Source organism: Serinibacter salmoneus, assembly GCF_002563925.1.
Taxonomy (GTDB): Bacteria; Actinomycetota; Actinomycetes; order Actinomycetales; family Beutenbergiaceae; genus Serinibacter; species Serinibacter salmoneus.
In genome coordinates, this window is the sequence record NZ_PDJD01000001.1 from 2879661 (window position 1) to 2900865 (window position 21205).

At 70.2% G+C, this 21205-nt stretch carries 22 protein-coding genes; 3 read left to right on the forward strand and 19 right to left on the reverse strand.

Annotated elements, in window-relative coordinates; all coding sequences use genetic code 11:
- Positions 1-15: 15 nt before the first annotated feature.
- Complete coding sequence (locus tag ATL40_RS12835) at positions 16-1083, reverse strand: VIT1/CCC1 transporter family protein (protein WP_098469883.1); 1068 nt, start codon at positions 1081-1083, stop codon at positions 16-18.
- 135 nt (positions 1084-1218) lie between these two features.
- On the opposite strand from ATL40_RS12835, the gene ATL40_RS12840 reads away from it, so the two are divergent.
- On the forward strand, positions 1219-5118 hold the full coding sequence (locus ATL40_RS12840) for a TM0106 family RecB-like putative nuclease (RefSeq protein ID WP_169925981.1): 3900 nt from the start codon (positions 1219-1221) through the stop codon (positions 5116-5118).
- A gap of 722 nt (positions 5119-5840) precedes the next feature.
- Here the strand turns inward: ATL40_RS12840 and ATL40_RS12845 are convergent.
- From ATL40_RS12845 to rpmB, 11 genes are all read right to left on the reverse strand, one after another.
- Positions 5841-6764: a carbohydrate ABC transporter permease gene (locus ATL40_RS12845; protein WP_098469885.1), complete on the reverse strand. Its 924-nt coding sequence runs from the start codon at positions 6762-6764 to the stop codon at positions 5841-5843.
- Positions 6761-7747, reverse strand: a complete 987-nt coding sequence (locus ATL40_RS12850; RefSeq protein WP_098469886.1) for a carbohydrate ABC transporter permease — start codon at positions 7745-7747, stop codon at positions 6761-6763. Before ATL40_RS12850 ends, ATL40_RS12845 begins: the two co-directional genes overlap by 4 nt.
- A 108-nt stretch (positions 7748-7855) precedes the next feature.
- Complete coding sequence (locus tag ATL40_RS12855; protein WP_098469887.1) at positions 7856-9247, reverse strand: ABC transporter substrate-binding protein; 1392 nt, start codon at positions 9245-9247, stop codon at positions 7856-7858.
- 264 nt (positions 9248-9511) lie between these two features.
- Positions 9512-10495 (reverse strand): methylenetetrahydrofolate reductase, encoded by a 984-nt coding sequence (locus ATL40_RS12860; RefSeq protein WP_098469888.1) that lies wholly within the window; start codon positions 10493-10495, stop codon positions 9512-9514.
- Positions 10496-10629: 134 nt separating this feature from the next.
- Entirely contained in the window at positions 10630-11112 is a 483-nt protein-coding gene (locus tag ATL40_RS12865) for an NUDIX hydrolase (RefSeq protein ID WP_098469889.1), read from the reverse strand.
- Between the two features lie 61 nt (positions 11113-11173).
- Positions 11174-11338 (reverse strand): 50S ribosomal protein L32, encoded by a 165-nt coding sequence (rpmF, locus tag ATL40_RS12870; protein ID WP_098469890.1) that lies wholly within the window; start codon positions 11336-11338, stop codon positions 11174-11176.
- Positions 11338-11460, reverse strand: a complete 123-nt coding sequence (gene ykgO / locus ATL40_RS12875) for a type B 50S ribosomal protein L36 (RefSeq protein WP_098469891.1) — start codon at positions 11458-11460, stop codon at positions 11338-11340. The genes rpmF and ykgO overlap by 1 nt, the downstream gene beginning before the upstream one ends.
- Positions 11457-11783, reverse strand: a complete 327-nt coding sequence (locus ATL40_RS12880; protein ID WP_098469892.1) for a type B 50S ribosomal protein L31 — start codon at positions 11781-11783, stop codon at positions 11457-11459. Before ATL40_RS12880 ends, ykgO begins: the two co-directional genes overlap by 4 nt.
- A gap of 7 nt (positions 11784-11790) precedes the next feature.
- Positions 11791-12096, reverse strand: a complete 306-nt coding sequence (gene rpsN / locus ATL40_RS12885; protein WP_098469893.1) for a 30S ribosomal protein S14 — start codon at positions 12094-12096, stop codon at positions 11791-11793.
- Complete coding sequence (rpmG, locus tag ATL40_RS12890; RefSeq protein WP_098469894.1) at positions 12096-12266, reverse strand: 50S ribosomal protein L33; 171 nt, start codon at positions 12264-12266, stop codon at positions 12096-12098. Before rpmG ends, rpsN begins: the two co-directional genes overlap by 1 nt.
- Entirely contained in the window at positions 12266-12502 is a 237-nt protein-coding gene (gene rpmB / locus ATL40_RS12895; protein WP_098469895.1) for a 50S ribosomal protein L28, read from the reverse strand. Before rpmB ends, rpmG begins: the two co-directional genes overlap by 1 nt.
- Before the next feature lie 55 nt (positions 12503-12557).
- Here rpmB and ATL40_RS12900 point away from each other — a divergent pair, with 55 nt between their 5' ends.
- The gene (locus tag ATL40_RS12900) at positions 12558-13775 is read left to right on the forward strand and encodes a GTP-binding protein (RefSeq protein ID WP_098469896.1); all 1218 of its coding nucleotides are present in this window, start codon (positions 12558-12560) and stop codon (positions 13773-13775) included.
- A gap of 60 nt (positions 13776-13835) precedes the next feature.
- On the forward strand, positions 13836-15167 hold the full coding sequence (locus ATL40_RS12905; protein WP_098469897.1) for a hypothetical protein: 1332 nt from the start codon (positions 13836-13838) through the stop codon (positions 15165-15167).
- Between the two features lie 140 nt (positions 15168-15307).
- Here ATL40_RS12905 and ATL40_RS12910 read toward each other — a convergent pair whose 3' ends face one another.
- The 7 genes from ATL40_RS12910 to ATL40_RS12940 all read right to left on the reverse strand — a co-directional run bounded on the left by ATL40_RS12910 (position 15308) and on the right by ATL40_RS12940 (position 21204).
- A complete protein-coding gene (locus tag ATL40_RS12910) occupies positions 15308-15925 on the reverse strand; it encodes a hypothetical protein (RefSeq protein WP_098469898.1) in 618 nt (205 codons plus the stop codon).
- Complete coding sequence (locus ATL40_RS12915) at positions 15922-16419, reverse strand: hypothetical protein (RefSeq protein WP_143556983.1); 498 nt, start codon at positions 16417-16419, stop codon at positions 15922-15924. Before ATL40_RS12915 ends, ATL40_RS12910 begins: the two co-directional genes overlap by 4 nt.
- 203 nt (positions 16420-16622) lie before the next feature.
- A complete protein-coding gene (locus ATL40_RS12920; protein WP_143556984.1) occupies positions 16623-17312 on the reverse strand; it encodes a hypothetical protein in 690 nt (229 codons plus the stop codon).
- Between the two features lie 27 nt (positions 17313-17339).
- Positions 17340-18029 carry a hypothetical protein gene (locus tag ATL40_RS12925; protein ID WP_143556985.1) on the reverse strand — a complete coding sequence of 230 codons (690 nt, stop codon included), beginning with the start codon at positions 18027-18029 and terminating at the stop codon, positions 17340-17342.
- Between the two features lie 27 nt (positions 18030-18056).
- A complete protein-coding gene (locus tag ATL40_RS12930) occupies positions 18057-18746 on the reverse strand; it encodes a hypothetical protein (RefSeq protein WP_143556986.1) in 690 nt (229 codons plus the stop codon).
- An 11-nt stretch (positions 18747-18757) separates the two neighbouring features.
- The gene (locus ATL40_RS12935) at positions 18758-20833 is read right to left on the reverse strand and encodes a Tox-REase-5 domain-containing protein (RefSeq protein WP_098469903.1); all 2076 of its coding nucleotides are present in this window, start codon (positions 20831-20833) and stop codon (positions 18758-18760) included.
- On the reverse strand, positions 20833-21204 hold the full coding sequence (locus ATL40_RS12940) for a DUF6507 family protein (protein WP_098469904.1): 372 nt from the start codon (positions 21202-21204) through the stop codon (positions 20833-20835). The genes ATL40_RS12935 and ATL40_RS12940 overlap by 1 nt, the downstream gene beginning before the upstream one ends.
- Position 21205 lies beyond the last annotated feature (1 nt).

Genomic DNA, 21205 nt, shown 5'->3' on the forward strand with positions numbered 1-21205 from the left:
CCTAGCCACGCCCCCTCACGCCAGGGTGGTGCCGAACGCCAGGCCCAGCAGATAGGTGACGGCGGCCGCTCCCCAGCCGATGGCGAGCTGGCGCATCGCGCGGCGCAGCGGGGGTCCGCCGGAGATGATGCCGACGACGGCGCCGGTCACCAAGAGCGCCAGGCCCACCAGGGCGGCGGAGGTGATGACGGCCGTCAGCCCGGTCAGCCCCACCAGGTAGGGCAGCACCGGGATGATCGCACCGGCCGCGAACAGGCCGAAGCTGGCGGCCGCCGCGGACCAGGCGGAGCCGATCTCCTCGTACTCCGCGTGGGCTCGCCGCGGCTGCACCTCGTTCGGGCGGTAGGAGGCGATGGAGCGGCGGGCGTGCGCCTGCGCGTCCTCGATGCTCTCCCCGCGCGCTCGGTAGACCAGGGCGAGTTCGTTCGCCTCCAGGTCCAGGTGCGGGTAGGCGGTGCGGGAGAGCGGGTCGGGGGTAGAGGCCTCCAGGAGCTCGCGCTGACTGCGGACGGAGACGTACTCCCCCGCGGCCATCGACAGGGCGCCGGCGAGCAGACCGGCCAGGCCGGTGGCCAGCACGATCCCGGGGGCCACACCGGTGGCGCCGATGCCCAGCACGAGCGCGAGGTTGGAGACCAGGCCGTCGTTCATCCCGAACACCGCGGCACGGAAGGAGCCGGAGAGCCGGGCGCGACCCCGGGCGGCCAGGGAGCGCACCACCTCCTCGTGGATGCGCTCGTCGGCGACCATCTGCGGGGTGGCGTCCCGCTCGTCCTCGTACACGGCGCGGGCCTCGGCGCGCTGCGCCAGGGCGAGCACGAACACCGACCCGAACCGGCGCGCGAGGAAGCCGAGCCAGCGGGTGCGCAGCGCGCCCTTGCGGGGCTTGCCCACCTGGTCCCCGAGCAGGTGGAGCCAGTGCTGCTCGTGCCGGCCCTCCGCCTCGGCGAGGTCCAGCAGGATGGCGCGTTCCTCGCCGTCGCGGCGGCTCGCGAGGTCGCGGTAGACCGCGGCCTCGGCCCGCTCGTCGGCGAGGTAGCGCCGCCATCGGCGAAGGTCGGAGGGCGTCGGTGGGGCGCTCACCCTGTCATCATTCCGGCGGCGGGCGTCTCGGTGCAACGATTCGGTCGCCCGAATCGGGCGGTGCGGGTACCCGCGATGGATCGGTTCGGCGTGCGCCCGAGTGCGATGTCGGCCCCCGGGGATAGCGTGCACAGCATGTTCCTGCTCGACGGCGTCGTGGTCTACTCCCCGACCGACATCACCCGCGCGGCCTGTCCCTTCGACCTGCTCTGGGCACTGGACGAGAAGCTGGGGCGCCGCCCGGAGCTGGAGGTGCCGGAGGACCCGATGCTGCGCCGCGCTGCCCTGATGGGGGACGCGCACGAGGAGCGGGTGCTGCAGTCCTACCGGGACCGGTTCGGCCCGCACACGCCGGGCACACCCGGGGGTGTGGCGGAGGTCCGGGACGAGGGGGAGTTCCGCGCCTCCCTCGTGCCCGCACGCGAGGCGACGATGCGGGCACTGGCGGACGGCGCCGATGTGGTCTTCCAGGCCACGTTCTTCGACGGCAGGTTCTACGGCCGGGCGGACTTCCTGCTGCGAGAGGACAGCGGGGCCGGCGGCGAGTCCGCTCTCGAGGCTGGCTCTCGCGGCGTCTACCGCTGGGCGGTGGTCGACACGAAGCTGACGAACAAGGTGCGCTCCACCGCGCTGATGCAGATGGCCGCCTACGCCGATCAGCTCATCGCGGCCGGCGTCCCGGTGGCCGATCGCGTGACCGTGCACCACGGCAACGGGGAGCGCAGCGCGCAGAAGCTGGCGGATCTGCTCGAGGTGTACCGCACGGAGCGTGCTGTGGTGCAGTCGCTGCTGGATGCTCACGCCGCCACCGGCGCACCGGTGGACTGGGAGGAGTGGCGCGATCCGCTGGGTGAGCCGGCGATCCTGGCGTCCCTGCCCGCGGGGCTCGGGCTCACGCGACGCGCATGCGGACGGTGCGATGCGTGCACCGTGGAGGTCGAGCGCACCCGTGATGTGCAGCTGGTGCACGGGATCCGCAGCGTGCAGCGCACCCGGCTGTACGGCGAGGGAGTGCGCGGCCTGGTGGACCTGGCGCAGTTGTCGCATCCGGTGCCCCGGATGACCCCGGTGGTGCAGGAGCGGCTCGTGCGCCAGGCGGGCATGCAGGTGGCTCAGCTGGCACGGGTGGACGAGGCGGCCTCCCGGGGCCTGGTGGTGGGCCCGGGGATGCGGCTCACGCTGCCCGACGGCGCGGCGCCGCCCCCGAGCCTGGTGGCGGACCTCGAGCCGGTGGTGCGGGCCCGTGTGGTGGCGCCCCAGGTGCTACGCGCCCTGCCCGAGCCCTCCCCCGGGGACCTCTACTTCGACTTCGAGGGCGACCCGATGTGGTCGGTCTCCGGGGCCATGGAGGGCGGGCTGGAGTACCTCTTCGGACTCGTCCAGGAGGGCCCCGCGGAGGAGTACGTGGCCTTCTGGGCACACGACCGGGGCCAGGAGAAGGTGGCCCTGCGGGAGTTCCTCGCCTACGTGCGGGAGCGACGCCGTCGCTACCCGGACCTGCACATCTACCACTACGCCTCCTACGAACGCACCGCACTGGAGCGCCTGGCCGAACGCCACGGCGAGGGCCTGGAGGCGGTGCTGACGCTGGCGCGGGAGGGCGTGCTGGTCGACCTGTTCCCCGTGGTGCGCAGCGGTGTGGCGGTGGGCCAGGAGAGTTACTCGATCAAGAAGCTCGAGCCGCTGTACATGGGGGAGGAACTACGCGAGGCGGAGGTGACCACGGGCGGGGACTCCGTGGCGCAGTACGCCGCCGCGTGTGCGGCACGCCGCGCCGGGGACGAGGAGGAGTTCGAGCGGGTCATGGCCGAACTCGCGGACTACAACCGGTACGACTGTGTCTCCACCCGGCGCCTGGTGCAGTGGCTGCGGTCGCTGGTGGCGGACGACGACGGGCTCGACCGCGGCCGGCCGGACCCGGCACTCGACACCGTCGGTGCGGGGCGGCAGGTCCGCCTGCCCGCCGGGGCCCTACCGGGTGGCGCGCGGGTGCCGCTCCGCGCGGGGACGCCCGGCGAGGGCGGGCAGGACCTCGAGGACGGGCAGCACGACGAGGCCGATGGGTTCGCCCCGACCTCCGAGCAGGTGCTGCAGCGGCTCCTGGCCGAGGCGGCCGGCGACCATCCGTATCTCAGCGCGGACCACGCGGCGCTGGCGATGCTGGCCGCCTCGCTGGACTACCACCGGCGCGAGAACGCCCCGGTCTGGCGCGCCCACTTCGAGCGCCTGGGCCACCCGGTGGACTGGTGGGCGGACGTGCGGGACGTGCTCGTGATCGATCCCGACCCCAGCGGCTGCGAGGTGCTCGAGGACTGGGCCGGTGGCCCGCGGTCGGAGCGGCGGGCACTGCGGCTGACGGGGACCCTCGGCAGCGGTAGCACCCCGGAGAATCTCACCGAGGTGTTCTGCGTGTACCCGATCGCCGAGTCCGCCGGACTCCCGCGCATCCCCGGTGCCGCGTATGCGACCACGCGGGCGAAGGTCACCGACGCCACGGTCTCCCCAGACGGGACGCGCGCGAGCCTGTCCCTCACCGAGAGCGCCGCGCCGGAGTTCGCCAGCGGACCTGGTGCCGCCGCCTCGCCGATCGCGCTCGTGCCCGGGGCACCGATCGAGGCCAGATCCGTCCACACGGCCCTGGTCGAGCTCGCGCAGGAGGTGGCGGGCCGCACGCTGGCGGACATCGAGGCCGGCTTCACCAGCGCACTGGACGGGCAGCGCATGCTGGGGCGCCTGCGCACCTCCCCCAGCCCGGGGCTGGCCGTGCTGCGGCGGCAACGCCCCGCCGGCCTGGTGCCCGCACGCGACGCCGACTCCGCAGCGGCCATCCTCACCTCGCTGACGGCCTCGCCCTCGGCAGCGATCGGGGTGCAGGGCCCGCCCGGCACGGGCAAGACGTTCGTGGGATCGCACGTGATCGCGCGTCTCGTGACGGATCACGGGTGGCGGGTCGGCGTGGTGGCGCAGTCGCACGCCGTGGTGGAGCACCTTCTCGACCGGGTCGTGGACGCGGGGCTCACGGGTGACCTCGTCGGCAAGCGGCCCAAGGAACCCACCCGTGAGGGCGAGCAGTCCACCCGGTCCTGGACTGAGCTGGGGACCAAGGACCACGCCGACTTCCTCGCCCGCCACCGCGAGACGGGCTGCGTGGTGGGTGGCACCGCGTGGGACCTCACGAACCGCAATCGCATCGGCGAGGCCGAACTGGACCTGGTCGTCATCGACGAGGCGGGGCAGTTCTCGCTCGCCAACACGCTCGCGGTCGCCTCCGCCGGGCAGCGACTCCTGCTGCTGGGCGACCCTCAGCAACTCCCGCAGGTGACCCAGGGCTCCCACAGTGAGCCCGTGGACACCTCCGCCCTCGCCTGGCTGACGCAGGGTTCGGCCACCATGCCGCCGGACCGCGGCTACTTCCTCGCGCGCAGCTGGCGGATGCACCCGGACCTGTGTGCGGTGGTCAGCGACCTCAGCTACGACGGCCGCCTGTCCGCCCAGGAGACGGTCACGCGCGGACGGGCGCTCGCCGGTCAGGCGCCAGGGCTGCACGCGCATCCGGTGACGCACAGCGGGAATTCCTCAGCGAGCCGGGAGGAGGCGCAGGAGGTCGTGCGCATCGTCCGCGACGCCCTGGGTCGGGCCTGGAACCCGGGGGGTTCCGCCGTCGCTCGGCCCCTCGAGCAGCGCGACATCATCGTGGTGGCCGGGTACAACGCCCAGGTCACCGCGGTGCGCAGCGCCCTGGACAGCGCGGGGCTCACGGAGATCCGGGTCGGGACAGTGGACAAGTTCCAGGGGCAGGAGGGCGCAATCGCCATCGTCACTCTCGCAGCCTCCAGCGCCCGCGACGCTCCGCGCGGCGCCGACTTCCTGTTGAACCGCAACCGGCTGAACGTCGCGCTCTCGCGCGCCCAGTGGGCGGCGCACCTGGTCTACTCCCCGGGGCTGACGGACGCGCTCCCGCACGGCGGGGACGCGCTCGCCGACCTGGGTGCGTTCCTGCGCCTCATCGCCCGGGCCACTCCGCGCATGCCCTGAGCCGCCCGCCACCCCACCGCCGAACGATGACTTGCGCAGGGTGGGAGCGCGCCCAGCCTGCACAACCACACGCTCGACGAGGCCCACCACCGCCGAACGATGGATTGCGCACGATGCGAGCGCGCCCAGCCTGCACAACCACACGCTCGACGAGCCGGACAACAGCGCCACCCGCCGAACGATGGCCTGCGCACGGTGGGAGCGCGCCCAGCCTGCACAACCACACGCTCGACGAGCCGGACAACAGCGCCACCCGCCGAACGATGGCCTGCGCACGGTGGGAGCGCGCCCAGCCTGCACAACCACACGCTCGACGAGCCGGACAACAGCGCCACCCGCCGAACGATGGCCTGCGCACGGTGGGAGCGCGCCCAGCCTGCACAACCACACGCTCGACGAGCCGGACAACAGCGCAACCACACGCTCGACGAGCGGGACATCAGCGCAACCACACGCTCGGCGAGCGGGGCGGTGGCCCAGAGAACGGGAAGGACCCCCGCCCGATACGGGCGAGGGTCCTTCGGACGCAGCCGCACAGCCCCCCGACCATGCGTGCATCCCCGATGCCGACGTTACTCACTCCAGCCCCCCGACCAGGCGAGCCAGGCCGACATCGTCACTCCGGGAGAAGGTGCGAGACGAGGGATCTCGACTCGACTTCCCCCCTCCTTCGAGTGTATCCCCGCAGACGTTTCCCGTGGGGATCCATACCGCTGGCAGGCTCAGCCCTTGACCGAACCCGCCAGGAGACCGCGCACGAAGTAACGCTGGAGGGACAGGAACACGATCACGGGCACGATCATCGAGATGAACGCACCTGCCGAGAGCAGGTACCAGGCCCCACCACGCGTACCGGCCAGTTCCGCAATGGCCACGGTCAGCGGACGGTTCTCGGGGCTGGCGAATGTCAACCCGACGAGCAGGTCGTTCCAGACCCACAGGAACTGGAAGATCGCGAACGAGGCGATCGCCGGGACCAGCAGGGGCAGCAGCACCTGGAAGAAGATCTTCACATGCCCGGCACCGTCAACCCGTGCGGCCTCGACCAGCGCCGGTGGGATGTCCTTCATGAAGTTGTGCAGCAGGAAGATGGCCAGCGGCAGGGCGAAGATCGAGTGGGAGAGCCACACCGACCAGAACGAGCCCTGGATCCCCACGGCCAGGTAGATCTGCTGCAGCGGGACGAGCGCCACCTGCAGCGGCACCACCTGCAGCGCAAAGACCGCCACGAACAGGAAGTTCCGACCCGGGAAGTCCACCCACGCGAACGCGTACGCGGCCAGCAGGGCGATCGAGATCGGGATCAGCGCCGCCGGGATGGTCAGCACGAAGGAGTTCAGGAACCCGTCGCCCAGGCCGCGGGAGAGCGCCTCCTCGTAGTTGGCGGTGGTGAGTTGGAAGTCCGAGAAGATCGTCCACCAACCGGAGTTGGAGATGTCCTGCTGCGGACGGAAGGAGGTGACCAGGAGCCCGAAGGACGGGACGGTCCACAGGATCGCGATGAGGATCGCGACCCCCGAGGCCCACGGCGAGGAGAGCTTGGTCTTCGCGTCGGCCGCTCGCTCCGCGAGCTTCTCGTTGCGGCGCTGCTGCCGCTTGGTGAGTTCGGGTGCAGCAGCACCGGTGGGGGTGGGCGTCGACGTCATCGGACCTCCTCCGACTTCTTCATCTGCCGGATGTTGTAGATGATCACCGGGATCACCACGAGGAACAGGATCACCGCGAGCGCGGAGCCCAGTCCCTGGTCGTTCTGACGGAAGCTCTGGGTGTAGAACTCGTTCGCGACGATCGAGGTGTTGAACTGCCCACCGGTCATGGTGCGGACGATGTCGAACGCCTTCAACGTCGCCAACATGACGGTGGTGATCACGACCACGAGCGCCGGGCGCACGCTCGGCACCTGGATGTAGCGGAACATCCCCCAGCCCTTGAGGCCGTCGAGCTTCGCCGCCTCGATGATGTCGTCCGGGATGGCCTTGATCGATGCGGACAGCACCGTCATCGCGAAACCGGCCTGGATCCAGATCATGACCACAATCAGGAAGAAGGTGTTCCACGGCTCGTTCACGAGGAAGTGCTGCGGTTCGCCACCGAGCCACACGATGAACTGGTTGAGCAGTCCGGTCTGCTGGATGTTCCCCTGCACCGGCTTGTACTCGTAGACGAACTTCCAGATGATCGAGGCGCCCACCATGGAGATCGCCATCGGCAGGAACACCAGTCCCTTGGCGGCCTTCTCGAACTTGGTGCGGTCCACCAGCACGGCGTACACGAGGCCGAAAACCGTGGCCACCAGCGGCACCAGGATGACCCAGAGCACCGTGTTGCGCAGCACGATCTGGAACTGGCTCTCCGTGAACGCGGTGATGTAGTTGTCCATACCGACGAACTCGGTGCTCGTGCGGTTCTGGAAGGACTTGATGATCGTGAGGATCGCCGGGTAGATCAGGCCCCCCGCGATCATCAGGACCGCCGGGCCGGCGAACGCCAGCCCGATGACCCAGCCCGGCACGCGCTTGGGCCGGTCGACCGCGAGCAGGATCGCCCCCATGACGACCACGAAAAGAATAATGGCAAGAACCATCAGCAGGATCTTGCCGCCCGGGGTATCCGGGTTGATCAGGTCCATTTCACTCCCCTCCACCTCCACGCGTCAGCACTGACGCCGCGAGGTCATGTCGATTCGAGACACCCACAGGGGGCCCACCGTAGTTGGCGGGCCCCCTGCGCGTGGCGATCAGTTCGGCCAGCCGGCCTCGATCGAGTCGGTGACCTCCTGGGAGGTGGCACCGGTGAGCCAGTCCACGACGCCCGTCCAGAACGTGCCGGCGCCCACGGCGCCGGGCATCAGGTCGGAGCCGTCGAAGACGGCGGTGTACTCATCGGAGGAGAGGGTCTCCCACACCAGACGGTCGAAGTCGGTGCCGAGATTGGCCGGGTCGAGACCCGAGTTGGCGCTCACCCAGCCGCCGCCCGGGGTGGCCTTGGCCTTGTTGTTCGCCCAGTCCGCGGAGGCGAGGTAGGTCTGGAATGCCTGCACCTCGGGACGGTCATCGAACGCGAGCACGAACTCGCCACCCACCAGCATCGGCTTGGTGTCCTCGTTCATGGCCGGCATGTAGAACGCCCACACGTCGCCGTCCTCGGCGACCGTGGTGCCCTCGGGCCACTGCGTCTGGTAGAAGTTCGCAGCGCGGTGCAGGTAGCAGTTGCCATCGAGAATCGGGTAGCCGGCGTCGGTCCAGGAGGTCGTGGCCACGGACGTCACGTCGCCAAGCCCGCCGTTGACCATCTCCGGGTTCTTCAGGATCTCACCGGCGATGTCCCAGGACTCCACGTACTCGGGAGCGTTGAACGCGGCCTCGTGCGTGTACCAGGCCTCATAGCCCTCCACGCCGACGTGGCGCACCACGACGTCCTCGATGAAGTCGGTGCCCGGCCAGCCGGTCGCGTCGCCGGACTCCACACCCGCGCACCACGGCGGGGCGCCGGTGTCGGAGGCGATCGTCTCGGAGAGCTGCATCAACTCGTCCCAGGTGGTCGGGACCTCGTAGCCGGCGTCGGAGAAGGCCGAGGGCGAGTACCAGACGAAGGACTTTCCGTTGGAGCCGAGCGGGGCGGCGTAGAACGTGCCGTCCACGGTGCCGAAGCCCTTCCAGGACTCGGTGAAGTACTCATCCACCATCGAGACGGTGGCGTCACCCGCGGGCACGACCTGGTCGGAGAAGTCGTGGACGATGGTGGACAGCAGACCCGGCTGCGGCATGTAGGCCACGTCGGGCGCGTTGCCGGCCTGCAGACGCACGAGGAGCTGAGCCTCGAACTCGCGCGAGCCCTCGTAGTTCACCGTGACACCGGTGCACTCCTCGAAGGGGACGTAGGACTCCTTCTGCTGGTCGGACTCGGGCTCGACGATCGAGGTGTACACGTTCACCTCGGTGCCGGACAGGTCCCCGAACTCCTCGTACACCGAGCAGTCGATCTCGCCCGAGGCGGCGGTGTCCCCACCGTCACCCGAGCCGGAGTCGGAGTCCCCGGAGTCAGAGCTGCAGGCAGAGAGCACGAGGGCCACGGCTGCGGTACCCACCACAGCGGCCATCCCGCGCCCCCGACGGATTGATGATGTCATTTGGCTGTTCCTCCACAGCTTCGTGGTGCAGTCGGCACACGCCGCTGCCCGCCTCGAACATGGCGACACCTCTAGACAACTCCCACCGATGGGTCCACACAAGCGCCGAATCGATTCGAGCGCCATAACAGTTGCGTTACGGATTCAGGACAGTTGCAACTGTTTGCGCTTCTTTGCGGTCAGAATGGGCGATATGAGCGTCCGCCTGGGCGCCCGCCCGCACCGCAATGGTGGAAGCGGTCCCACCCCGATCGTCTCGGGCCGTCAGGCCTGGAGGACACCGTCGAGCAGCCGCAGCACTCCCGCGTGCTGGTTGAAGGTGTAGAGGTGGAGACCGGGGGCACCCCGGCGCAGCACACGGCGGACCATCGCCCCGGTGACCTCCATCCCCACTCGCTCGGCAACCTCCGGAGAACCACAGGCGGCGAGCTCGCCCAGGAGCTCCCCGGGGTGCGGGATCGTGTTCATGTCGCACAATCGCCGGATGCGCGCAGGGTCGGTGAGCGGCATGACACCGGGCACCAGGGGCAGCACGATACCTGCGCCGCGAGCGGCGGCGAGCAGCGCGTCATAGGCCCCGGGATCGAAGAACAACTGCGTGATCGCGAAGTCGGCGCCGGCGTCCTGCTTCGCACGAAGGGCGGCCAACTCGTCCTGGCGGACCCGGAATCCCCCATCGGGCGTGGCGTAGCCGGGGTAGGCCGCCACCGCGATGCTCACCCGGCCGCGGCCGGCCCGATGCGCGGCCAGGCGCTCGACCGGGTCCCGCGGCGGCGCCCCGAACCGCTCGGTCTCCACCTCCCGGATCAGCGCGACCAGGTCGCTCGCCCTGGCGAAGCCGTCCGGCGCCGGGGTCCACTCGCTCTCCCCCGCCGGCGGGTCCCCGCGCAACGCCAGGAAGTCCCGCACACCGAGGTCGAGGAAAGCCTCGACAACTCCTCGCAGCTGCGACCGCGAGCGGCCCACACAGGTCAGGTGTGCGATGACTGGGACGGAGGTCTGCGTCAGGATGCGCGAGACGAGCGCCTCGGAGCGCTCCGCCGTCGTCCCGGAGGCACCGTAGGTCACCGAGAAGTAGTCGGCTACGGGCGCCAGCCGCTGCACCGTCTCCCAGACCTGCGCCTCACCCTTGGGTGTGCGAGGTGGGTAGAGCTCGAAGCTCACGGTGGGACGTGACGCGCTGTACAGGTCGGACGTGCTCAGAGTGCCTCCCGGATCCGGACGCGACGGGGGATCGCGTGTGCCGATCGACGCCGTAGCGTCGAGTCCCGCGGGAGGCCTCCGTGGCGGGGTGCCGCCGAGTGACGACGTGGATCACGTTACCGGGCACCCGCCGCCATCGGCCCACGTGCTGGCACAGGTGTCCACATCGCGGACGCCCGTCAGCGCGCGAATCCGGCCTCGCCCCGCTCCGTGAGCGCCGCCGACACCCTGCTGCGCATGTGCTCGCTCATCTCGGGGAGCGCCTCCAGCGGGAACCAGCGGGCTTGGGTGTTCTCGCCGTCGGCCGGGTGCGGCTCACCCGAGACCCAGGCGAAGCGGAAGGTCAGGTCGAGGTACTGCGAGCGGTCCCCGTTGCCGTACACGACCTCGTCGGTCACGCCCACGCGCGCCAGTCGGGTGGCCTGCGCCACCACCCCCGCCTCCTCGAGGACCTCGCGGGCCCCCGCGGCGGCCGGCTGCTCGCCCGGGTCGATGATGCCGGTGACCGGGGTCCAGGCCCCGGTGTCGGCGCGCTGCACCAGCAGCACCTCCCGCGGCTCGCCCGCAGCGGGCCGCACCACCACGGCGGTCACGCCGCTCAACCACAGGGGCGCCGTCCCGATATGGCGGCGCAGGGCGAGGACGAACTCGGGTGTCGGCATGGCCCCAGCCTAGGAGCGAAGGCCCAGGCGACCACGCCAAGCCCCTCACCCGGTCAGCAGGTCAGCCGATCAGCCCGCGCTGCACGGCCCGCGCCAGCCGGCGCGGCACCCGCAGGATCTCTCCCTGCGGGGTGCGCACGGGCACGAGGTCGACCGTGGTGGCCTTCCACTGCGACCGGCGGGCGCGGGTGTTGGATCGAGACATCTTGCGCTTGGGGACTGCCATCAGCCCTGCCTCCCCTTGAATCGTGGGTTCTGCTTGTTGATCACGTAGATCTTGCCGCGGCGGCGGACCACCTGGGCGCCCGGCTGGCGCACCAGCGAACGCAGCGAGGAGCGGACCTTCATCGCGCACCACCCTCGGGTGCGGCGGGCTCAGCCGCACCGCGCGCACCGTAGCGGCGGCGGAACTTCTCCACGCGCCCGGCCGTGTCGACGATCTTCTGCTTGCCCGTGTAGAACGGGTGGCTCACCGAGGAGACCTGCACCTCGATGACCGGATAGGTGTTCCCGTCCTCCCACACCGTGGTGGGTGCCTGACCGCCGGCACCGCCGGGGGCCGCGGCCACCAGGGTGCTGCTCGTCAGGAACTCCCGCCCCGGGGTGCCCTCGGGCACCGAGACGTCGCGGAACACGACCGGCCCGTAGGCCGGGTGGATGTTCTTCTTCATGGGTTCCTCACCAACTCGACTTCGTCACGCCGGGCAGTTCCCCGCGCAGCGCGCGTTCGCGCATCTGCACGCGGGAGAGCCCGAACTTCCTCAGGTATCCCCGGGACCGGCCGTCCGATACGTCGCGGTTGCGCACCCGGGTGGGGCTGGCGTCGCGCGGCAGGCGGTGCAGTGCCCGCATGGCGGCCTCCCGCTCGGCGTCCGAGCGCGCCGGGTCCACCGAGGCATTCTTCAGCTCGCGGCGCACCTCGGCGTAGCGGGCCACGACCTCGCGGCGCTGGGCGTCGCGGGCGATCTTGGACTTCTTGGCCATCAGCGCTCCTCGCGGAAGTCGACGTGCTGCCGGATGACCGGGTCGTACTTGCGCAGGACCATGCGGTCGGTGTTGTTGCGGCGGTTCTTCTTCGTCACGTACGTGACGCCGGTGCCCGCGGTGGAGCGCAGCTTGATGATGGGGCGGATGTCGCGCGATGTGGCGGCCATCAGACCTTCTCTCCTCGTGCCTGGATGCGCGCCACGGCGGCCTCGATCCCGATCCGGTCGATGAGGTGGATGCCTCGGACCGACAGGCGCAGCCGCACGGAGCGGCCGAGGGAGGGGACGAAGTAGCGCTTGTTCTGGATGTTGGGGTCCCAGCGCCGCGAGGTGCGGCGGTGGGAGTGGGAGACCTTCTTGCCGAACGACGGCGAGGCCCCGGTGAGCTGACAGTGTGCGGACATGGAGGACAACACTAGAACTTGATAATCATTCCTGTCTAGTCCTAGGCTCGGGTCCATGCACGATGGATTCCCCGAGCACAGCGACCACCTCGACCCGACCCGGGCCGGCACACCGGTGATCGTGCTCGCCAGCACCGACCCGCTGCTGCGGGACCTCGCAATCGGTGCCGCGCTGTTGGAGGTGCCCGGTCTGGTCGCCGTCACCCACGAGCTGACCCGTGACGGCGGCGACCGGACCGGCAACCCCGCGTACCCCGGCACCGGCGACGGCGGCGCCGGGGATGCCGACGGCGCGGATGCCGAGGTCGTCCTGATCCGCCGCGTCAGCGATCTGACCGGTCTGCGCGAGCGCTCCCACGTGGAGATGGAGCACGCGTGCGCGGGGTGCGCCATGCGCGAGGATGCGGTCCCCACGATCGCCCGGCTCCTGGACGAGCGCCCGCCGGCGATCCTGCTCGCGCTCCCGTTGGACGCCGAGATCCTGCCCGCCACCCGCACCCTGAGTTCGGCCATGGCGCCCGGAGGCCCGCTCTTCGGCGCGCGCCTGGGTAGCACGGTCGCGGTGGCGGGGGCCGACGGCGTGCTGGCGCAGTTGGCCGAGGGCCGCGACTCGGTCCCCGCCCAGGTCTCGGGTGCGGACCTCGTACTGGCACCCGGCCAGGACGAGCGGGGACGGGACGTGATCGATGCGCTGCGCTGGCGCCACTCCCGCATGATCGACGACGCCTGGGAGGCGTGGGCGGCCGCCGCCGCCGCGGGCAGTCACGACGACGACGGCCTGGAGATGCGCTGCGACCCCACGGCCGACCCGTGCTGCTACGGCCTGCGGCGCGCCACCGAGGTGGAGGGTGCCCACGTGTCCGACTCCGGCGTGTGGACCCTCGAGCTCACCAGTGAGCGCCCGTTCCACCCCGGCCGGATGCTGAGCCTGATCCCCCAGCTCGCCCCGGCGGGCGTGACCAGCCGCGGTGTGTTCTGGGTGCCGAACCGCCCCGACTCTGCCTGCGGCATCGAGGCCGTGGACGGCTCCGTGATCGTCGGTGTGGCCGGCCCCTGGGAGGAGGCCGAGCAGCGCACCCACCTGCACGTCGTCGGCTACGGCGATGCCTCGCGTGCGCCCTGGCGCGCGGTGCGCCGCGCGTTCGAGCAGGCGCTCCTGGACGACGACGAAGCCCGGGCCGGCCTCTCGGCCTGGCTCGGGCGACCCGACCCCCTGGCGCAGTACCTCGGCGATCCCGCCGATCTGTACCGCACCGCTCCCCCCGCGGCCTGAGCGCCGCGCCACGAACCAGTACCCGATAGAAAGGATGGCCCCACCCGGGGCCAACACGAGATGACCCAGACCACCGCCCGCCGCCGCACCCTGAGCGTGCTCGGCACCGCCACCGCCCTGGCTCTCACGCTCGCCGCGTGCAGCACCGGTACCGACTCCGCCGACACCGAGACCTCCGCCGAGGAGACCTCCGAGGAGGACCACGACCACGAGGGCGAGGAGCACGAGGAGGAGACGGACGCGGCCGCCGGCGCGACCGAGCAGTCCGCCCCCACGCCCCGCCTCGTCGTCACCTACGACGGCGGTGTCCAGGTGCTGGACGCCAACAGCCTCGAGGTGATCGAGGACTTCCCGCTGGACGGCTTCAACCGCGTCAACCCGGTCGGGGACGGTCGCCACGTGGCGCTGTCCACCCAGGGTGGCTTCGCCGTCGTGGACGCCGGGACCTGGAGCCAGGCCCACGGGGACCACTTCCACTACTACACCGCCGACCCGGCGCTGAGCGACGTGATCATCGAGGCCGAGACGCCCGGCCACGTGGTGCCCCACGACGACCTCACCGCGATCTGGGACGACGCAACCGGCCACGTGACCGTGGTGGAGACCGGCGAGTGGACCGAGATGGTCGAGCACGAGCACGTCCACGCGATCCGCGAGTGGACCGCCCCCGAGGCGCACCACGGCGTGGCCGTGGCCACCGAGGAGGGCAACCTCCTGGTCACCATCGGCGACTCCGAGTCCCGCACCGGCGCCATGATCCTGGACGAGAACGACGAGGTCATCGTCTCCTCCGAGGAGTGCCCCGGGGTGCACGGCGAGACCGCGTTCGAGAACGCCGGCGGCGAGGTGCTCTTCGCCGTCGGGTGCGACGACGGCGTGCTGGTCTTCCACGGCGACCACGTCCACAAGCTGACCGCCGAGCAGACGGCCCGCACCGGCAACCTGTTCTCCGCCGAGGGCAGCGACGTGGTCCTGGGCGACTTCCGGGTGGACCCCGAGGGCGGCCTGGGCATGGGGGAGGTCGCGGTGATCAACACCAGCGAGGAGACCATCACCGCCGTGGACCCGTTCGACGGCAGCGGCGCGCTGTACACCTTCCGCGACCTGGCGCGCGGCGACGACGGCGAGCTGCTGGTGCTGGGCACCGACGGCACGCTGCGCGTGCTGGACGAGTCCGGCGCCCTGACCACCACCATCGACGTGGTCGGTGAGTGGGACATCCCCGAGGAGTGGCAGACCGCTCACCCGGCGGTGAAGGTCCTGAACGGCATGGCCTACGTCACCGAGCCCGCCACGGGCACCATCCACATCGTCGACTACGTCGGCGGCGAGGTGTGGAAGTCGGTCGAGGTCGGCACCGCGGTCAACGAGCTCGCCGGCGTCACCGGCTGATCACAGCACCACACTGACAGCAAGCGGCCGTGGGCCCGGGCGGGACTCCGCCCGGGCCCACGGCCGTTCTCGGTGGTGCAGTCCTGGCGCCGAGGTCCCCGGGGCCGGACTCCTGCAGGCCGTTCCCGATCGTGCCGGGGTCAGGCGGCGGTGGCGCTGGCGCTCATCAGCGCGGCGTGGATGACATCGGGGTGGGTGTCCAGAGCCCCGACCGGGTAGTTGCGGTACTGCTGCATCGGCAGGCCGTCGAACACGAGCCGGTCCAGCGCCACCGGGTAGGGCGCGTACTGCTGCAGTCCTCGGGAGCCGGGACCCTCCACGCCGATCGGCTCGCGCAGGGAGATGCTCAGGCCGGCGGCGGGATGGCTCGACTGCGGCCGGTAGTGGCTGGCCAGGAGGAAGACGTTGGCCGCCTCACTGGCGAACGTCACCGTGTCCCCCTCGATCCGTACCGCCCACGTGCTGGGCGTGCGGGCCGGCCGTGCGAGCAGCCAGATCCCGAGCACCAGTACCGCCAGGCCGACCGCTACCGTCAGGCCCGCGCCGACCATCACGCCAGCGCCAGCGGCGGGGAGACCACCGGTGCCGTATCCGATGAGGGCGAAGATCCCGAAGAAGAGCACGCTCCCTGCGCTGAACATGGCACCGAGGACGGTGGCGAGGACACCCCAGAGCTTGCGGTTCTGCTTCGCCTTCGCCTGGCGCCAGCGTTGCGCCTCCGGCGTGTACCCGACCACGAGCGCGCCGTCTCCGGTCACAGGAACGTCCCGGCGAGTTCGTTCAGGTCCAGGAACTCGTGAAGGGCCACCGCTTGGCGCTCCACGTCCCAGTCCGCGGGGAGTGCCACGCTCGTGCCGCCGGCGACCTGGCTGAGGGTCACGTGAGCGGGGGCCTTCGTCGGCTCGGCGACCTCCTGGGCGTACCAGGTGTACTGACCCACGGGGAGGCTCCGGTAGCGGCGAGCGAGTCGTGCGTCGAGCTCCCGTGTGGTGACCACAGTGATGAGCGGTTCCCAGACCTCGCGCAACGAGTCGACGACGGCGCCCAGCAGGCCTGGCGCCACCGGTTTCCCGGGCCGGGGCATAAGCGTCATCTCGACGCATTGATTCACCGGGTACTCGGGCGGATCAGCTCGTCCGCCGAGCACCATCACGTGCGCGCGCAGGTTCTCACTGCCGCCGGAGACGTTGAGGGTACGGGCCTCATCCATGGGCTGTTCGCCACCGGGCCCGAGCTCCGGCTTGCTGAACATCGAGGCTTTGTGCTCGAGCGACCCCTCCCACACTGGCCCCGCAGGTACCTTCCACCGCTCCACCGGGAGCACCTCTCGCCACCGTGCGAGCAGCGCGTCAGCAGCGTCAGCAAGATCGGGCTCCGCCAGTGGATTCCGGTTCCACCATGCACGAACACTCAACTCACTCATCGTCATCGTCCCTCTCACGTCCCATCACCTTCTCAGTGCGGGAGTTCATCCCACCCGTTCAACTCACGCGTGCGAGCCATCGCCGCCGCCACCTGCTCGTGATGCCACTCATCCGGCACCGACAACAACACACCACCCCACACACGCGAGACACCAACACCACGCGCCACCTCACCCACCGACACCACACCATCGGCCAACCACAACCGATACCCACCCACCACCTGCCAATTGCCCCGCTGTTCAGCAAGCGCAACCGGCAACGTGGAAGCCGACACCATCGCCGGCCCCCACGCCCTCACAACCGCCCCCACCACACCATCCACCCCACCCGAGGACACATCCCCCACCCGACGCTGGCGCACACTCAACGACACCACGTGCTCCGGCAACCGCACCCCGACATCATCCGACCCAGCGGCCACAGACAAATGCACCGAAAAGCGGTCCCCCTTCGCCGCCACACCGAAGGTAAAACCCTCCGCCCACAACGGCACACCCCGATCCGCCGCGACATGAGACCGCACCAGATCCTCACGCTCATCCGCATCACCCGGCCACGCCACCCCGGCCCCCAGGTCACGCCACCCGCTCACGCCCAGGGCCTCACCCACACCCCGCGCACAAGCATCCGTCGCCTCAGCAACCCACCCCGCAGACTCCCCCACCCGCACACACACCACATTCACGTCGATCTCGGATTCAGTGAACACATTGCTCACCACGCACCCCCTGCCCCAGCCACGACCTCAATGCGGGAGTTCATCCCACCCGTTCAACTCACGCGTGCGAGCCATCGCCGCCGCCACCTGCTCGTGATGCCACTCATCCGGCACCGACAACAACACACCACCCCACACACGCGAGACACCAACACCACGCGCCACCTCACCCACCGACACCACACCATCGGCCAACCACAACCGATACCCCGCCGAGATCTTCCAGTTTCCACGCCGAGCAACCTGACTCACCTCAACGGTGCCCACCCGAACCATCGCCGGCCCCCACGCCCTCACAACCGCCCCCACCACACCATCCACCTCACCCGAGGACACATCCCCCACCCGCCCCGGCCACACCGTCAACGACACCCGATGCTCCGGCAACCGCACCCCGACATCATCCGACCCAGCGGCCACAGACAGTTCCACAATGAAACGGTCACCCTTCGCCATCAGGCTGAGGCTGTATCCCGCTACCCACAACGGCTCACCCTGATCCGTCACCACCTCGGAGCGCACCAGATCCCCACGCTCATCCGCATCACCAGGCCACGGTGAATCCGAACCCGAATGCACCCACCCGCCCACGCCCAGGGCCTCACCCACACCCCGCGCACAAGCATCCGTCGCCTCAGCAACCCACCCCGCAGACTCCCCCACCCGCACACACACCACATTCACGTCGATCTCGGATTCAGTGAACACATTGCTCACCACGCACCCCCTGCCCCAGCCACGACCTCAATGCGGGAGTTCATCCCACCCGTTCAACTCACGCGTGCGAGCCATCGCCGCCGCCACCTGCTCGTGATGCCACTCATCCGGCACCGACAACAACACCCCACCCCACACACGCGAGACACCAACACCACGCGCCACCTCACCCACCGACACCACACCATCGGCCAACCACAACCGATACCCACCCACCACCTGCCAACCACCCCGACGCTCCATACGCTTCACCGGCGACGTGGAAGCCGACACCATCGCCGGCCCCCACGCCCTCACAACCGCCCCCACCACACCATCCACCTCACCCGAGGACACATCCCCCACCCGCCCCGGCCACACCGTCAACGACACCCGATGCTCCGGCAACCGCACCCCGACATCATCCGACCCAGCGGCCACAGACAGTTCCACAATGAAACGGTCACCCTTCGCCATCAGGCTGAGGCTGTATCCCGCTGCCCACAACGGCTCACCCTGATCCGTCACCACCTCGGAGCGCACCAGATCCCCACGCTCATCCGCATCACCAGGCCACGGTGAATCCGAACCCGAATGCACCCACCCGCCCACGCCCAGGGCCTCACCCACACCCCGCGCACAAGCATCCGTCGCCTCAGCAACCCACCCCGCAGACTCCCCCACCCGCACGCACACCGCATTCACAATGAACTTGGACTCAGTCAACACAGATGTCACAGCACTATCCCCTAGTCCTCTGGCGTCCAGATCACGTCAATTCCAGGCACGTCTCGGTCTTCGAGCAGCGCACGAATTGCCTGCGCACCGCCGGGAGTCGAGACGTGCCACTCCAGCCTCGCACCCGGCGGCAGTGCGGCCAACTGTCGCCACGCTTCGTCCACGAGCTCTTTGCGACGTGTGGATGCCCACGTCGAGTGTGGGCTCACCAGGTCGGCGTGGTTGCGCTTCGCATCCATGAACACCTCCACCGGGGGGTGCCCACGCCAGACATGTCCATCGAAGTTGACGGCGCCTCGGTGCCCCACGACCCGGTACTCCGGGAGGGCACCGTCCGGGGTGCGTGCCCACCCGGACACCTGCGACTGGTACTCCATCCACGCCGAGGACCGCGAGTGGTTGACGTGCACGATGCCCGCCGAGTCGCCCTTGGCGAACGAGACCGGCGGCGTGTGAGGCGGATGATCCCCGGGCAATGACACATCCCCCGAGGCATACTCCGCCACCCGTTGGTCACCCACCTGCCGTTGGAAGGCCACTTCGTGCGCCTCGGCACGCTGACGGTCCGTGAGCTCGAACCCCGACCCCGGGTTGCGCGCCACGAAGACCTCATCGACCGAGTCCCACTTGAGTACCCACCCGCCCGAGACGCTCATCCCCCGCAGCGGCTCACCGGTCCGCGGGTCGATCGGCACGCCGTCCATGTTGCGCGGCGCATTCGCCCACACCTCAGCCCGAAGACCCGACCGCGCGGCCCCGGTCGGCGGGTTCGGCGCGCTCGAGGAGTTGCTGATCCGGCCGGGTGGGTCCGGCCTCGGCTCAACACCTCCTAGGCGCACCACGCTCGGCGAGTCCGCGCGCCCCGGTACGTCAGCCAGCCGCACCACGTTGCGCAGGTCGAGCGTTCCCTGCACCTGCCTCAACCGCGCCATGCTGGGCAGCTCGCGGACGGCCCGGGCGTCCCACGTCCCCCGCCCACCTACCGGTCCGGGGCTCCCGGGCACCGCAGCGCCCCGCAAACTGGGCGCACGCCCCAGCGTTGCGACCCTACCGCCCGCCGTGAGGCTCAGCGCCAAGCCCAGGCCGATCTCGGTCCCGGCGATGAGCGGATCCTCCCGCCACGTGTACCAGCCGTCCCCGCCGGCCACATGCTCCTGATAGTCGAATCCGACGGCGGACGTGACACTGGAGACCGCCAGCACCCGTTGCTGTTCGCGCCAGTCCCGAAAGCCCTGCGTCCCGACCTGTGGCACCACCGCCAGAGCCGCGGTGGACGCCCTTGCCACCGCGCCGTCCCAGAGCCACTTCCAGGCTGCGCCGGCGCTGCTCCCACTGCCCCACTGACCGGTCACCGGGTCGAAGCCGAGAAGCATCGCTGCGCCGGAGACCCGATTGTTCACGGCAGTGTCGAGCCGCTCGCCGACGTCGAGGTCCTCCGCCACGGGGTTTCCCCACGGCTGCGCTTGCGACAGGATCGAGGCCGCACCCTCACCCACGGCCCAGGGTGATCCCAGACCCGGCAATGCCGAATCCGGTCGCAGCGCTCTTCCCAGGACATTGGCACACGCGGCAGCGGCCTCACTCAGGCGGGAGATGATCGTGGCATAGGCGCCGAGCAGTTCCTGATTCCGCTCCACAGCGGGCCCGTACTGGTACCACGGGACGTCCGGGCCTCGGGTGTGCGACCCGGCCGAGATCCCTTGCATCTCGAAGGTGTCCTCGTACCCCTGGAGCGCGCGGTGCCGGAACAGCGCCGCACTGAGCTCCACCACCGAGAGCCGCACCGCGCAGTCCCTCATCACCTCGGCGTACTCCTCGAGAGCCGCTGCTGCCAGCCCGAGGCCGGTGCCGGCGATCTCGGCGCGCTCGACCGCGGGCGCCATCGCCGTGTACACGGACTCCTGCTCGGGAGCACGGTAGTGCGCGCTCAACCCACGCCAGCGCGAGGCCACGTCGTCGACACCATCCCGCAGGCCCACCGCGATCGAGGCCAACTGAGTCGCGGACTCCTCCACCTCGTTCGGCCTGAGGTCACCGCTGCGTACCACGAAGGCCGACGGGTCGATCAGGTCGGCATCCGTTCCCATCAGCCCGCCTCGATGTACCCGCGGGTGAGGAAGTAGCTCAAGTCACCGGAGTCCGCCGCGCGGCTCATCTCTCCCTGGCACTCAGCCGCCATATCGAGCTGACCCTGCTGATAGGCGGTGGTCGCGGAGTACACACCCACTCTGCCGGCGTTGATGCGCCCCATCACGGCGAGCACCGTGTCCTCGAGGTCGAGCAGCAAGGACCCCATCGCGTCATGCACGGCCTGCGTCACCGGTGCACCGGACTGCACGCCCGCATGCACTGCCACCAGCCGCTCTGGGGTGGCGTGGCCGGTGAGGTCCTCCTGCGCCGCACCCACCGACTCGAGCACTGCCTGCACGCCCTCGGGCGCGATCTGCCAACTCGTCACG

Excerpts from the sequence above, each read along its gene's own strand:
- ATL40_RS12840 (WP_169925981.1), top strand. The coding sequence starts at position 1,219 with ATGTTCCTGCTCGACGGCGTCGTGGTCTACTCCCCGACCGACATCACC.
- ATL40_RS12845 (WP_098469885.1), bottom strand. The coding sequence starts at position 6,764 with ATGACGTCGACGCCCACCCCCACCGGTGCTGCTGCACCCGAACTCACC.
- ATL40_RS12850 (WP_098469886.1), bottom strand. The coding sequence starts at position 7,747 with ATGGACCTGATCAACCCGGATACCCCGGGCGGCAAGATCCTGCTGATG.
- ATL40_RS12855 (WP_098469887.1), bottom strand. The coding sequence starts at position 9,247 with ATGACATCATCAATCCGTCGGGGGCGCGGGATGGCCGCTGTGGTGGGT.
- ATL40_RS12865 (WP_098469889.1), bottom strand. The coding sequence starts at position 11,112 with ATGCCGACACCCGAGTTCGTCCTCGCCCTGCGCCGCCATATCGGGACG.
- rpmF (WP_098469890.1), bottom strand. The coding sequence starts at position 11,338 with ATGGCAGTCCCCAAGCGCAAGATGTCTCGATCCAACACCCGCGCCCGC.
- ykgO (WP_098469891.1), bottom strand. The coding sequence starts at position 11,460 with ATGAAGGTCCGCTCCTCGCTGCGTTCGCTGGTGCGCCAGCCGGGCGCC.
- ATL40_RS12880 (WP_098469892.1), bottom strand. The coding sequence starts at position 11,783 with ATGAAGAAGAACATCCACCCGGCCTACGGGCCGGTCGTGTTCCGCGAC.
- rpsN (WP_098469893.1), bottom strand. The coding sequence starts at position 12,096 with ATGGCCAAGAAGTCCAAGATCGCCCGCGACGCCCAGCGCCGCGAGGTC.
- rpmG (WP_098469894.1), bottom strand. The coding sequence starts at position 12,266 with ATGGCCGCCACATCGCGCGACATCCGCCCCATCATCAAGCTGCGCTCC.
- rpmB (WP_098469895.1), bottom strand. The coding sequence starts at position 12,502 with ATGTCCGCACACTGTCAGCTCACCGGGGCCTCGCCGTCGTTCGGCAAG.
- ATL40_RS12900 (WP_098469896.1), top strand. The coding sequence starts at position 12,558 with ATGCACGATGGATTCCCCGAGCACAGCGACCACCTCGACCCGACCCGG.
- ATL40_RS12905 (WP_098469897.1), top strand. The coding sequence starts at position 13,836 with ATGACCCAGACCACCGCCCGCCGCCGCACCCTGAGCGTGCTCGGCACC.
- ATL40_RS12915 (WP_143556983.1), bottom strand. The coding sequence starts at position 16,419 with ATGTTCAGCAAGCCGGAGCTCGGGCCCGGTGGCGAACAGCCCATGGAT.
- ATL40_RS12935 (WP_098469903.1), bottom strand. The coding sequence starts at position 20,833 with ATGGGAACGGATGCCGACCTGATCGACCCGTCGGCCTTCGTGGTACGC.